A 12,636-nucleotide genomic window follows, 5' to 3' on the forward strand; every position below is an offset into this window, starting at 1 on the left:
GGTGACCGCCCCGCCCCGGATCAGATCAGAGTTCGCGGTAGTAGACGGCGATCGGCAACGGCGTGCAACCCAGTGCTTCGTACAGGGCGCGGGCGGGCGCATGGAATCCGTCCCCGCCCGTGCCGATCGTGACGACCTCGGCGCCGAGGTCCCGCATCGCGGCGAACGCGTGTTCGCACAGCACGGTGGCCGCGCCGAGCCGGCGGTGCTCCGTGGACACGGCGAGGATCGTGACCTTGGCATCTCGGCGCTCGGGGTCTACTGCCCAGGCCACGTAGCCGGCGATGGCGCGGTCGATCTCAGCGACCGCGACGTACCGGTGCTCGGCGGGGTCGTGGAGCCCGGCAACCTGCTTGACGTAGTCGTCGCGCCACCTGCCGTGCTGGTTGGCGAAAACGATCTCGCCCACGAGAGGGCGGAAGGATTCCTCGTAGAACGGCCCGAACGTCTCGATGGTCAGTTCGGTGAGCCGGGCCAGGTCATTCTGAAGAAACGAGCGGATACGCATGTGAGTGTGCCTTTCCAGCTGAGGTTCTGAAAGCCAGCAAATCGGGCATCAGATGGCCAGCCAGCGGCCGCAACGGCGGCGAGCCGACCCTCAGTGGCGGGTACGCCAAGCAGCGAAGCAACTCATGCTCGGAATCTTAGGGGGCGCTGCAACCGTATTCGAGGCGCAGCATGCCCGCTTCCGGCAGGCGACTCAGCCGAGTCAATGGCATCATGCCCTGGATCAGGGATGTTCATCGATCGAGGGGGCGACGGTGCGCGGAGCGGACAAATCGGTGACGCGACAGCGTGTGCGACAGGTCATCGCCGGATTGGTTGGCGCCCTGGCCGTACTGGCCGCCGTTCCGGCACCCGCGCGGGCGGCCACGTGGTCCCCGATCCAGGTCGTGTCGGAGGCCGGTTGGAGCGGGCAGGACCAGCCCTTCGTCGCGGTCGACCGGCAGGGCGACTCGCTTCTCGCGTGGGCTGGCTGCGACAGCAACGCGAGCGGCTGCTACGACCAGGTGAAGGCGCAGACCGCGTCGGCCGACGGCGTGCTTGGGCCGGTCCAGACGCTCTCGCCGCTCGGCGCGTCCGCGTCCTGGCCCAAGGTCGCGTCCGACGACGACGGCGACTCCGCGGTGGTATGGATACAGGACGGTCTCGTGGCGGGCCGTCGGGTGTCCGCCACCGGCGAACTGGGCCCGCTGCGCACGATCGCGACGTGGAGCGCGATCAGTCCGGCGGTCGCTGTGGACCCCTCGGGTCTGGCGCTGGTCACCTGGACCGAGACCCGCGACGGCGCGTACACGACGAAGGCCCGTTACTTCGGCGCGGACAGCTCACTCGGCCCGGAGTTGACCCTTGGCGTCGGTCCGGACCAGCCGGTCGTCGCCGTCGACCGCACCGGAACCGCCCTCGTCGCCTGGACGGAAAACTACGAGCGGGTCGTCGCGCGCCGGGTCCGCCCGGACGGGGTCGCCGCCCTGCGCGCCATCGCCGGTGCGGCCACGGATGTCAGGTACGCGAGCGTCTCGGTCGCCCTGGACCGGGACGGCGACGCGGTGATCAGCTACCGGTGGTCGAAGGCGGGTGAGCCGCCGCGCCTGCGCGTGCGGCACTACAGCCATACCGACACGTTGGGCAGCGTCATCAGCGTGTCGCCGGCAGCCCACGAGCTGACCCTCTTCGACGAACTCGCCGGCGACCTCGATGGTGACGCGGTGTTGACCTGGGGCCGCTGGACCTCCGACGGCACGCAGGTCTTTGCCCGCTCGATCTCCAGCACCGGCACCCTCGGCACGGTCACCAGGCTCGGTGCCGGCGATTGGCCGAAGGTCACTCTGGACGACGACGGCGACGGCCTCATCACCTGGCAGGCGCCCAGCCCGGATTTCTCGACCAGCCGGGTGCACGCCAGGACGATCGGGCAGGACGGCGCGTTCGGGGTGGCCGAGATCCTCGCCCCCGACGGGCGTTACGCGCAGCCGGCGTCCAGCCCGACCGGCCGGTTCTCGGTGATCTGGCAGAAGGGGTCCTACCCGAGCGACATCCGGGCGCGCTTCGGTGGGCAAACGGGCTGACCGGCGCTCTCAGAGGAACAGCGCAGACGAAGAACGCTCCGGGAGCCCGGTGCCCTGCCGGGCCTCGTCACACCGCAACCGTGCTGCGCAGCAGCGGCAGCAGTTGGTCACCCTGACGCCTGATCTCGGGAAGGTAGGGCGTGTCGGAGAGCACGAAGTGGGTGATGCCCAGCCGCTGGTACTTGCGCAGCGAGTTCGCCACGTCCTCGGCGGAGCCGACCAGCCAGGTCGTGCCCGCCCCGCCGCCACCAAATCTGCCCGGGGTGGTGTAGAGGTTGTCGTCGAGGACCTCTCCGCGTGCGGCGAGGTCGAGTAGCCGCCGCTGCCCGACGGCGGTCTGCCAGTTCTGGTCGCGCGCTGCGCCTTTGCCCTTGGCCATGTCGGCGACCTTGGCTTCGGCATCGGCCCAGGCCTGTTCGGTGGTGTCTCGCACCAGTGTGGTGACCCGCAGCCCGAACTCCAGCGGAGCGTGCTCGCGTCCCAGTTTCTCGCTGAGCTGCTTGAGCCGCTCGATCCGATCGGCCACGCCGTCGAGTGGCTCCCCCCAGAAGAGCTGGACGTCGGCCTCGGTGGCGGCCACCTCTTCGGCGGCGGGGGAGGCGCCGCCGAAGTAGAGCCGGGGGTGTCGGCGTTCGCCACGGACGACCGGTCGGAGAGCCAGGGTGGAGCCGGTGACGGTGAAGTGTTCGCCCTGGTAGGTGACGTTCTCCTCGGTCCACAGCTTCCGCACGATCTGGAGGAACTCTCTGGTGCGGGCGTAGCGGTGGGCCGGCTTGGCCTCGCCGTCGCCGTAGGCGGCCAGGTCGTCCTTGCCCGAGACGATGTTGATCAGCGTTCGGCCGTCGCTGAGGTGGTCGAGGGTCGCGGCGGCGGAGGCGAAGTTGGCGGGTCGCCAGTAGCCGGGTCGGATCGCGATCAGCGGCTGGAACGTGGTGGTGCGGGCGGCGAGTGCGGTGGCCACCGTGAAGGTGTCGGGCCGTCCCCAGCCGGTCCCGATGAGCGCGCCGCCCCACCCGTGCTCCTCGAGAACCCGGGCGTGGCTGGTGAGTGTCTCCAGGCTGTTGTGGTTGTCGATCACGTCGTCGCCGCGGTGTCCGGGCTGGACCTGGTTCGGGATGTACCACAGGAACTCGGAACTCATCGCTGGAGGCCTTCCGGTGCCAGGCCGGCGCGGTGCGACCCGATCGCGGCGCTGTGCTGGTCGGCCCACTGTGCCGCGATCCCGTGCGCGTCCGTCAGTTGCGACTCGAGCACGGCCAGCGGTGGCGCTGGGACATGTGCGCCCAGTTCGACAAGCACGTCGCGCAGTGCCGAAGCCGTCGCGTCCGCGTGCGCCGGCGAGGCGGCCACCGCTACCGGCACCGCGACCACCTCGGCCAGCTCCCGGTGCCCGAACTGGTCCAGGAACACCTTCAACAGCCCGGTGTAGCTGCCCTTGTAGGCAGGCGTCGCGACGACCAGCAGCCGCGCTGACCGCACCGCCGCGAACGGATCAAGGTCGGTCTTCGCCCCGTACGCCGGTTCCGGCCCGAACGACACGCCGACGACCTCGGCCAGCTCCAGCACCAGGAACCTGCCCGGCGGTTCTCCCAGCCGATCCAGCAGTGCCTCGGCCACCGTGTTGGCGACGCCGCGGGTACGCGACCCGGCACGAGGGTTCCCCACCAGCACGACGACGTCCGGGGTGGACGGGAGTCTGTCGCTCATGAGGCCACCCCGATTCGCCGCGCCGATGACCCGCCGCCACGGCGGTACGCCGGGTCGGTCAGCCACTGTGGCTGGTAGCCGGCGTCGGCGGGGTTCAGTGTGGTGCCGGGCGGGACGATGGCGTCGATGCGGGCGAGCACGTCCTCGGACAGCGTCACCTTGGCGGCGCCGAGTTGCGACTCCAGGTGCGCCAGGGTGCGCGGTCCGATGATCGCCGACGTGACCGCAGGGTGTTCCAGCACGAACGCGATCGCCAGGTGGATGAGCGAGAGCCCGGCCTCGTCGGCGAGTGCGGCCAGTTCGTCCACGGCGGTCAGCTTGGCGGCGTTGGCGGGCAGGGTCGGGTCGAACCGGGCCGGAAGTCGGTCGGCGCGTCCGGAGATCGGCGCCGTGAGCCCGGAGTGGTAGCGACCGGACAACCATCCGCCGGCCAGAGGGCTCCACGGGATCACCGCCAGCCCGTACCGTTGGGCCACCGGTAGCACCTCACGCTCGATGCCGCGGGCCAGGATCGAGTACGGCGGCTGCTCGCTGACCACCCGTTCCCTGCCGCGCCGCTGCGCGATCCACTGCCCCTCCACGATCGCCGACGGGTCGAACGTGGACGTGCCGATGTAACGGATCTTGCCTTGGCGTACCAGGTCGGTGAGCGCACCGAGGGTTTCGTCGAAGTCGGTGTCCGGCTCCGGCCGGTGTGCCTGGTAGAGGTCGATCCAGTCGGTGCCCAGCCGGCGCAGGCTGTTCTCCACGGCCCGGACGATCCAGCGGCGCGAGTTGCCGCGGTGCTGCGGGTTGTCACCGACCTGGCCGTGGAACTTCGTGGCCAGGAAGACGTCGTCGCGCCGCCCACCGGCGAGGGCCTTCCCGACGATCTCCTCCGACTCGCCGCCGGAGTAGACGTCCGCGGTGTCGATGGCGTTGATGCCCTCGTCGAGGGCACGGTGGATGATCCGGACGCCGTCCTCGTGGTCCGGGTTGCCCCGTTGCCCGAAGTTCATCGCGCCCAGGGTCAGGGAGCTGATGCGTACGCCGGTCTGTCCGAAGGGTCGGTAGGTAACCACTGGTCTCCTGTCCTCGTGAATCAGCGGGTCGCGGCCGCGAGCTGCTGCGTGAACTGGTTGGCCGGGCGGGGTAGCCCGTAGTGCTCGCGCAGGGTGGTCCCGGTGTACTCGGTACGGAACAGCCCGCGGCGTTGCAGGATCGGCACGACGTGGTCGACGAACGCCTCCAGCCCGGACGGCAGCACGGGAGGCATGATGTTGAAGCCGTCGGCCGCGCCGCTGCGGTACCACTCCTCGATGGCGTCGGCGACCTGCTCCGGCGTACCGGCGAAGGTGCGGTGCCCGCGCCCGCCGCCGAGCCGGCCGATGAGTTGCCGGACGGTCAGCCGTTCCCGCCGGGCCAGCGTGACGATCAGCGTATACCGGCTCTTCGCACCCTCGATCTCGTCCTCGCTCGGCAGGTCGGCGGGCAGTTCCTTGTCCAGGTCGAGGTCTTCCGGGGCGACCCGCAGCGTCGTGGCGAGCTGCTGCCGGGCGTACTCAGGTTTGATTAACCGGTCCAGCTCGTCCTCCAGCGCGCGGGCCTCGGCCTCGGTGGAGCCGATCGCCGGCACGATGCCCGGCAGGATCTTGATGGTGTCCGGGTCGCGGCCGGCCTGGGCGGCACGCTGCTTGAGGTCGCGATAGAACGCCTGCGCCTCGGCGAGCGTCTGCTGGGCGGTGAAGACGGCTTCCGCGTACCGGGCGGCCAGGTCCTTGCCGTCCTCGGACGACCCGGCCTGCACCAGCAGCGGGTAGCCCTGCGGGGGGCGGGGAACGTTGAGTGGGCCGGCCACCCGGAAGTGCCGCCCGGAGTGCGCCGGCGGGTAGAGCAGATCGTCGTCGCCCCACTGCCCGCCGTCCTTGTCCCCGAGCGGCGCCGCGTCGTCCCAACTGTCCCAGAGCTTCAGGGACACCTCGATGAACTCGGCTGCCCGCTCGTACCGGTCCCGGTGGGCCGGCAGGTCGTCCAGGTTGAAGTTGCGGGCCGCCTTCTCGCCGGCCGTGGTGACGATGTTCCAGCCCGCCCGGCCGCCGCTGATGTGGTCGAGCGACGCGAACCGGCGGGCCAGGTTGAACGGCTCGTTGTACGTCGTCGACGCCGTCGCGATCAGTCCGATGTGGCTCGTCGCACCGGCCAGGGCGGTGAGCAGTACGGTCGGCTCCAGGGTGCCGCCCGGCCGTCGGCCGATGCTGTTCCACAGCACCGGGCTGTCGGCCAGGAACAGCGAGTCGAGCTTGCCGCGTTCGGCGATGCGGGCCAGGTGCTTGAAATGTTCCACGTCGGTCTGCGCGAACGGGTCGCTGTCGGGCAGGCGCCAAGCGGCCTCGTGGTGGCCGACGCCCATGAGGAACGCGTTGAGGTGCAGCATGGTCATCCTTCCGTCTGGTCGACGCCGAGCGCCCGCAGGAGGGTTTCGCGGTACGCGAGGAACTGCGGCTGCCGGTACGACCGCGGTGCTGGCAGGTCGATGGCGAGGTCGACGGCGATCCGGCCGCTGTCCAGCAGCAGGACGCGGTTGGCCAGCGTGATGGCCTCGTCGACGTCGTGCGTGACGAGCAGCACCGTGGGCCGGTGCCGGGCATGCAGCACGCGTAGCAGGGCGTGCATACGCAGCCGGGTCAGCGCGTCCAGCGCGCCGAACGGTTCGTCGGCCAGCAGCAGTTCCGGCTCGGACACCAGAGCCCGGGCCAGCGCCACCCGCTGCTGTTCGCCGCCGGACAGCTCGTTGGGCCAGGCCCGCTCGCGTCCGGCCAGACCCACCTCGGCGAGCGCCGCACGGCCGCGTTCGGTGGCGTCCGGCCCGCGCAGACCGAGGACGACGTTGTCCAGGACGCGTTGCCACGGCAGGAGCCGGGCGTCCTGAAAGACGACCGAGGAGTTCTCCGGTACGTCGACCAGGCCCGAGCCCGTCGCGTCGCCGTCCAGGCCGGCGAGCGCCCGCAGCAGCGTGCTCTTGCCCGAACCGCTGCGGCCCAGCAGCGCGACGAACTCGCCCGTGCCGATCTCCAGGTCGAATCCGTCCAGGACCACCCGGTCCCCGAACCCTCGCGCCAGGCCCTGCATACGTACCGTGCGGGATGCGGTCAGTCCGCCAGCGTGCGTCGCCACGACAGCGCCCTCCTCTGCGCGAGCCGGACGGCGCCGTCGGACAGCAGCCCGAGCAGCCCGTACAGCACGAGTCCAACGATGATCACGTCGGTCTGGCCGTACTCCCGGGCCAGCTCCATCATGTAGCCGATGCCGCTTGTCGAGTTGATCTGCTCGACGACCACCAGGGACAGCCACGCTCCCACGACCGCGAACCGCATGCCGAGCAGGAAGCCGGGCAGCGCGCCGGGCAGCACGATCCGGCGGATGAACGCCGTCCTGCGTAGTCGCAGCGACTCGCCCAGCTCGACGTACCGGCTGTCGATGGTGCGCAGCCCGTTGTGCGTATGTATGTAGACGGGGACGAACACGCCGAGCGTGATGGTGATGACCTTCATCTGTTCGCCGATGCCGAACCAGAGGACGAGCAGCGGTAGCAGCGCGAGCGCCGGGATGGCCCGTTTGATCTGGATCGGGCCGTCGAGGATGGCCTCGCCCCACCGACTCAGACCGGCGAGCAACGCCAGCACCGTGCCGATGACGGTGCCGATGGTGAGGCCCAGGCCGGCCCGTCGGGCCGAGATGGCCAGGTTGTCCTGTAGGCGGCCGTCGGCGATGAGATCGCCCGCTGTGGTGACCACGGTCCAGGGCGCCGACAGGGTGCGAGGGTCGATCCATCCGGCCGCCGAGCCGGTCGCCCAGACAGCCAGGAGCAGGATCGGGCCGATCGCCGCGCCGAACGGGATGGGACGGCCGGGCCGCAGACGACGCCTCGGCCTGCCGGCGGCGACGTTCGCACTGGGTCGGGCCCGGGTGAGGACGGAGGAGGCGGTCACTGGGTCCCTCCTGCGACGAGCGCGTCCGCGGCGACGGATTCGTACCGCCGGTCGTACAGGTCCTCGGCCTTGAGGGGCTTGTTGTTGGTCTCCTTCGCCAGTAGGTCGATGGTCTCCTGGTGCCGGGCGATGGCCTCGGTCCAGCTCGCCGGGATGTCGGCCACACCACCGTTCTCGACCAGCCACCTGCCGTCCTCGGTGGTCAGGCCCTGGTCCTTGACGTAGTAGCGCTCGATCCACTCGTCCGGGTTGGCCTCGCGCCACCGCCAGGCCCGCGCCCACGCCTGCACGTACTCGCGGATCGCGGCCGCCTTCGCCGGATCGGACAGGACGGTGATCGGCACGTACAGGTGTCCGGGGTCGTCCCGCAGGCTGTGCGCGATCGTGGTGGCGCCGTCACGGGCGTACTTGGTCTCGTAGCGCTTGATCTGCACGCCGCCGATCGGGGCGACCTCGACCTGGCGGCTGGCGAGCGCTGTCGCGTACACGTCGCCGGTGCTCGGCAGTTCGACCAGCCGGACGTCCTTCTTGGTCAGGCCGGCCTTCTTCAGGACGCGGAGCACCAGCGCACCCTGTGCCTGCCCCGGGCTGTACGCGATCTTTTTGCCGCGGAGGTCGGCGAGGGTGGCGACCGAGACGCCGGGCGCGATGCCGAGCCGGTAGATGGCGTGGTTCAGCGGGTCCTGGCGGTACTTGGAGGCGACGATCTTGGTGGGGATGTTCGTCCACTGGGAGTGGATGGGTGGGATGTCGGCGACAGCCCCGACATCGAGGGCGTCGGCCCGGAACGCCTCGAGGGTCTGCGGTCCGCCGCTGATGTTGGCCCACTCCACGTCAAACGTGAACTTGTCGGCCTCGCCGGAGAACTCGATCGCCTTCTGGTGCTCCTTGTCGCCCACGACGAGCTTGGTGCCCTTCGGTATCGACTCCGGCAGCGGCGCGCCCGCGGCCAGCGCCGCCCGAGGTGCGTCGTCGCCGGCGCACGCGGTCGCGCCCAGGGTGACCGCGCCCAGAGTGGCGGTCAGGAACGCCCGTCGGTCCAGGATGATTGGCGACTTCACCTACGGCTCCTTCGTGGTGGGGTTAAGGGCGGCGTACCGCCCCATGTGGTACAGCAGGGGTGCGCCCTCGCCGTGGCTCCCGGTCAGCGGCTCGGCCAGCACGATCGCGTGGTCGCCGGCGAGAACCCGCTGGGTCACCCGGCACAGCAGCCAGGCGACCGGCTCGTGCAGCAGCGGCACGCCGTAGGGGCCGTACCGCCAGCCGGAGTGCGCGGCGAACCGGTCGATGCCGCTGGTGGCGAAGGTTCGTGCCACGTCCTGTTGGTCCTCACCGAGCAGGTGCACAGCGATGTGCTCCGCGCCCTTGACTGTCGACCAGCTCGACGAGGACCGGGCCAGGCAGAACGACACCAACGGCGGTCGTAGCGACACCGACGTGAACGAGGTGGCGGTGAATCCCACCGGGGGCTCGCCAGCGGCGGTGATGACCGCGACCGATGCGGCCTGTCGGCGCAGCAGGGCTCGGAACATGGTCGGTTCGACAGGTGTGGGCGGTTTGTCGATGACGGTCATGACGGTCCTCCTGATCGAGAACGACGTGCAGGCAGCACCCGGGCAGGGGTCGGCGCGGCGCGCGTCGAGCGGCCAAGGATTCGGGGCGCGGAGACGGCTGCCGATCGTCGTCGAGTCGGCAGGGTCGCAGCGGGGGAGGAGTCAGATGTGCGCGCTCAGCGGCAGCAGCCGCACGAGGCGGTCCAGCCACGGCAACATCCCCGCGACACCGCGACCGCGGTGCCGTCGAGCGGGATCTGGTGGCTGGCCATGCACCGACAGTATCCGAGTAATCCTACCTGTCAAGTAGGAGTTCTATCCGTTGGGACAGCCAGATGTCTCGATGCGTTCCGGGTTTCTGCGCCGGCGAGATCGCGCCGGCACCTCTCCACACGAGGGCGCGCCGATGGGACGCGCGCCAACGGTGCCGTGGCGACGGGCGCGGCGGCTACAGGGCGGCGTCGCTGGGCGCCCGCTGACCCGGCGCTGGTGTCGGCCGTTCAGCTGGCCAGTGCCACCGGTGCCGGTTGCAGTTCGACCCGGACCGCCGTACCCGGGGCGAACTCCGCCAGCCGGGAGCTGGACACCTGCGCGACAACCAGCGTCTCGTCCGGCATCGCGACAGTCACCCGGCTGATCGGGCCGAGGAAGCTCGCCGCGAGTACCCGTCCGGCGCCGTCCGGGTCGGCCACCACGTCGACCGCCTCCGGGCGGACCAGTGCGGTCACCGGCGCGCTCGGGTCCGACGGCGCGCTACCCAGTTCCACCAGCGGCAGTGTGGCACCGAGCACCTCAACGGTGTCGCCAATGACCCGGCCGGGCAGCCGGTTGCTGAGCCCGACGAAGTCGGCCACGAAGGTGCTCGCCGGACGCAGGTAGATCTCCGCCGGCGGCCCCAACTGCTCAAGCCGCCCGCCGCGCATCACGCCGACCCGGTCGGCGACTGCCAGCGCCTCCTCCTGGTCGTGTGTGACGAACAGGGTGGTGGTGCCGACCTCGATCTGGATCCGGCGGATCTCGTCCCGCAACTGGACCCGGACCTTGGCGTCGAGCGCGGAGAGCGGTTCGTCGAGCAGCAGCACCCGAGGCTGGATGGCGAGCGCGCGGGCCAGCGCGACCCGTTGCTGCTGGCCACCGGAGAGCTGGTGCGGGTACCGGTTGGCATGGGCGGTGATGCCGACCAGCTCGAGCATGTTGCCGGCCCGTTCGCGACGCTCGGTGGCGGGGCGGCCCCGCAGCCGCAGTCCGAACTCCACGTTCTCCTGGGCGGTCAGGTGCGGGAACAGGCTGTACGCCTGGAACACCATTCCCATGTCGCGGCGGTTGACCGGGCGATCGGTGATGTCCTCGCCGTCGACCAGGACCCGGCCCGAGTCAGCCTCTTCCAGTCCGGCGAGCACCCGCAGCGCGGTGGTCTTGCCGCAGCCGGACGGGCCGAGCAGCGCGACCATCTCGCCGGGGGTGAGTTCGAGGTCGAGCCCGTCCAGCGCCCGGGTGTTGCCGAAGCTGCGGCGCAGCCCTTCGAGTCGTACCGTGACGCCCTGCCGGGCGACGCTGCGCGCGCCGGGCGAGGTGACGACGCTCGTACCGGTCACCGGGTCTCCTTCAGGGACGTTCGACGGCGACCTCCGCCGACGAGGGACAAGAGCATCAGCAGGACGAAGGCGAGCACCAGTGCCGTCAACGAGACCGCGACCGACATCGTGGCGCTGCTCTTGCCGAGCAGATTGATGGCGACCTGCAGATTGCTGCGGTTGAGCAGGGAGGCGATGGTGAACTCGCCCAGCACCAGCGCCACGGTGAGGAACGCGGCCGACAGCACCGCCGAGTGGATGTTCGGCAGCACCACCCGCCAGATCACCGTGGCCCAGGTGGCGCCCAGACTCCGCGACGCCTCGGCCAGGGTCCGTACGTCGATCGCGGAGAGCCCGGCGTCGATCGACCGGTAGGCGTAGGGGAGCACCAGGATCGTGTACGCGAAGGTGAGCGTGAGTGCCGAGCCGCCGAGGAAGTACGTCACCCAGGCGTACACCGGCGCGAGCCCGACCACCAGCACGATCGCCGGAATGGTCAGTGGCAGCAGGCAGAGGAACTCCACCAGCCGACGCAGCCGGGGCAGCCGGAGCCGTACCCAGATGACCGTGGGGACCAGCAGCAGCAGGGTGAGCAGCACGGTGAGCACGACCAGCCCGAACGAGGCGGTGATGCCGGCCCACAGGTCCGGGTAGGTCTCGCCGAGCTGGCCCCAGTCGAGCAGCAGCTTCCAGGTCTCCAGCGAGATCCTGCCGTTCGGGCCACGCGTGGTGAACTCGAGCATGGCCAGCAGCGGCAGCAGGAAGAAGATGCCGAGCAGGGCGATGATCGTCCAGCGGAGTGCGCGCTGGCGCCGGGCGCGGCGTCGGGTCACCCCAGCCATCGTGAACTCCTTCGCTGTAGCACCGCGTAGAGCCACATCACCACTGCGACCACCACGATCATGCCGAGCGCCATGGCCTTGCCGAGGTTCTGCTGGCCGAGGATCACCTCGCTGGTGAGCGCACCCCGGATCTGCAGCGGGACGATCGGGCTGCCCTGGCTGACCAGCGCGGCTGCGGTGGCGTACGCCGAGAAGGCGTTGGCGAACAGCAGCAGCGTCGCGCCGAGGAATGGCGGTGCGAGCAGCGGCATGGCCACCATCCGCCAGTACTGCCAGGTCGAGCCGCCCAGGCTCTCCGCCGCTTCCCGCCACTGTGGCCGGACGCCGTCGAGCGCGGGCAGGAAGACGATGACCATCAACGGCACCTGGAAGTACGTGTACACGAGCAGCAGGCCGGGCAGCTCGAACAGCCACACTCCGTGCGAGTAGATGTCGATGCCGAGATGATCGCGGAGGAACACCGTGACGAAGCCGCTCAGTCCGATCGTGGCGATGAACGCGAAGGCGAGGGTGACCCCGCCGAACTGGGCGAGCACGCCAGCGGCCGCGGTGACGACCCGGCGCAGCCGGCCATCCGGTTTCGCGGTGACCAGGGCGTAGGCGAGTAGCGCGCCGAGCACCGCGCCGACCAGCGCGGTGACGGCGGAGAGCACGATGCTGCGTCCGAATGCCTCGAGAATGTACGAGGTGCCCACCGCCGACAGGTTGTCGAGGGTGAAGCCGCCGCTGTCATCGGTGAACGCCCCGATCACCACCACCAGGGTGGGGATCGCCAGGAACAGCACGATGAATGCGAAGAAGGGGACGACGCCGAGCAGGTCACGCCCCGGCAGGCTGATCCGGCGCCGGGCGGCCGGGGCGGGCCGGACCCCGGGCGCGGGCGCCACGGGGTCCGGGTGTGACGTTACGACGCTCATCGTCGC

13 protein-coding genes are annotated in these 12,636 nt (G+C 70.4%); 1 reads left to right on the plus strand and 12 read right to left on the minus strand.

Annotated features, from left to right (window positions below; all coding sequences use genetic code 11):
• Positions 1–25 precede the first annotated feature (25 nt).
• The gene (locus ACQP0U_RS12055) at positions 26–508 is read right to left on the minus strand and encodes a GNAT family N-acetyltransferase (protein WP_433318386.1); all 483 of its coding nucleotides are present in this window, start codon (positions 506–508) and stop codon (positions 26–28) included.
• A gap of 274 nt (positions 509–782) precedes the next feature.
• On the opposite strand from ACQP0U_RS12055, the gene ACQP0U_RS12060 reads away from it, so the two are divergent.
• The gene (locus ACQP0U_RS12060; protein ID WP_433318388.1) at positions 783–2,069 is read left to right on the plus strand and encodes a hypothetical protein; all 1,287 of its coding nucleotides are present in this window, start codon (positions 783–785) and stop codon (positions 2,067–2,069) included.
• Between the two features lie 67 nt (positions 2,070–2,136).
• Here the strand turns inward: ACQP0U_RS12060 and ACQP0U_RS12065 are convergent, their stop codons facing one another.
• The 11 genes from ACQP0U_RS12065 to ACQP0U_RS12115 form a co-directional block, all read right to left on the minus strand.
• Positions 2,137–3,210 (minus strand): LLM class flavin-dependent oxidoreductase, encoded by a 1,074-nt coding sequence (locus tag ACQP0U_RS12065; protein ID WP_433318390.1) that lies wholly within the window; start codon positions 3,208–3,210, stop codon positions 2,137–2,139.
• Positions 3,207–3,776, minus strand: a complete 570-nt coding sequence (locus tag ACQP0U_RS12070) for an NADPH-dependent FMN reductase (RefSeq protein ID WP_433318392.1) — start codon at positions 3,774–3,776, stop codon at positions 3,207–3,209. Before ACQP0U_RS12070 ends, ACQP0U_RS12065 begins: the two co-directional genes overlap by 4 nt.
• Complete coding sequence (locus ACQP0U_RS12075) at positions 3,773–4,837, minus strand: aldo/keto reductase (protein ID WP_433318394.1); 1,065 nt, start codon at positions 4,835–4,837, stop codon at positions 3,773–3,775. The genes ACQP0U_RS12070 and ACQP0U_RS12075 overlap by 4 nt, the downstream gene beginning before the upstream one ends.
• A gap of 20 nt (positions 4,838–4,857) precedes the next feature.
• The gene (locus ACQP0U_RS12080; protein ID WP_433318396.1) at positions 4,858–6,195 is read right to left on the minus strand and encodes an LLM class flavin-dependent oxidoreductase; all 1,338 of its coding nucleotides are present in this window, start codon (positions 6,193–6,195) and stop codon (positions 4,858–4,860) included.
• Positions 6,192–6,929, minus strand: coding sequence for an ABC transporter ATP-binding protein (locus ACQP0U_RS12085; protein WP_433318398.1), 738 nt, complete (start codon positions 6,927–6,929; stop codon positions 6,192–6,194). The genes ACQP0U_RS12080 and ACQP0U_RS12085 overlap by 4 nt, the downstream gene beginning before the upstream one ends.
• Positions 6,905–7,744, minus strand: coding sequence for an ABC transporter permease (locus tag ACQP0U_RS12090; protein WP_433318400.1), 840 nt, complete (start codon positions 7,742–7,744; stop codon positions 6,905–6,907). The genes ACQP0U_RS12085 and ACQP0U_RS12090 overlap by 25 nt, the downstream gene beginning before the upstream one ends.
• Positions 7,741–8,805, minus strand: a complete 1,065-nt coding sequence (locus tag ACQP0U_RS12095) for an ABC transporter substrate-binding protein (protein WP_433318402.1) — start codon at positions 8,803–8,805, stop codon at positions 7,741–7,743. The genes ACQP0U_RS12090 and ACQP0U_RS12095 overlap by 4 nt, the downstream gene beginning before the upstream one ends.
• Positions 8,806–9,318, minus strand: a complete 513-nt coding sequence (locus tag ACQP0U_RS12100) for a flavin reductase family protein (RefSeq protein WP_433318404.1) — start codon at positions 9,316–9,318, stop codon at positions 8,806–8,808. It lies immediately after the preceding gene.
• Positions 9,319–9,797: 479 nt separating this feature from the next.
• Complete coding sequence (locus ACQP0U_RS12105) at positions 9,798–10,892, minus strand: ABC transporter ATP-binding protein (RefSeq protein WP_433318405.1); 1,095 nt, start codon at positions 10,890–10,892, stop codon at positions 9,798–9,800.
• Positions 10,889–11,713, minus strand: a complete 825-nt coding sequence (locus ACQP0U_RS12110; RefSeq protein WP_433318407.1) for an ABC transporter permease — start codon at positions 11,711–11,713, stop codon at positions 10,889–10,891. The genes ACQP0U_RS12105 and ACQP0U_RS12110 overlap by 4 nt, the downstream gene beginning before the upstream one ends.
• Positions 11,701–12,630, minus strand: coding sequence for an ABC transporter permease (locus ACQP0U_RS12115; protein WP_433318409.1), 930 nt, complete (start codon positions 12,628–12,630; stop codon positions 11,701–11,703). Before ACQP0U_RS12115 ends, ACQP0U_RS12110 begins: the two co-directional genes overlap by 13 nt.
• Positions 12,631–12,636 lie beyond the last annotated feature (6 nt).

Origin of the sequence: Micromonospora sp. CA-269861 (genome assembly GCF_050948505.1) — a bacterium.
Classification (GTDB): domain Bacteria; phylum Actinomycetota; class Actinomycetes; order Mycobacteriales; family Micromonosporaceae; genus Micromonospora.

Bases quoted from the DNA above. Each gene is read 5' to 3' on its own strand.
- ACQP0U_RS12055 (WP_433318386.1), bottom strand. From the start codon at position 508: ATGCGTATCCGCTCGTTTCTTCAGAATGACCTGGCCCGGCTCACCGAA.
- ACQP0U_RS12110 (WP_433318407.1), bottom strand. From the start codon at position 11,713: ATGGCTGGGGTGACCCGACGCCGCGCCCGGCGCCAGCGCGCACTCCGC.
- ACQP0U_RS12100 (WP_433318404.1), bottom strand. From the start codon at position 9,318: ATGACCGTCATCGACAAACCGCCCACACCTGTCGAACCGACCATGTTC.
- ACQP0U_RS12070 (WP_433318392.1), bottom strand. From the start codon at position 3,776: ATGAGCGACAGACTCCCGTCCACCCCGGACGTCGTCGTGCTGGTGGGG.
- ACQP0U_RS12065 (WP_433318390.1), bottom strand. From the start codon at position 3,210: ATGAGTTCCGAGTTCCTGTGGTACATCCCGAACCAGGTCCAGCCCGGA.
- ACQP0U_RS12080 (WP_433318396.1), bottom strand. From the start codon at position 6,195: ATGACCATGCTGCACCTCAACGCGTTCCTCATGGGCGTCGGCCACCAC.
- ACQP0U_RS12115 (WP_433318409.1), bottom strand. From the start codon at position 12,630: ATGAGCGTCGTAACGTCACACCCGGACCCCGTGGCGCCCGCGCCCGGG.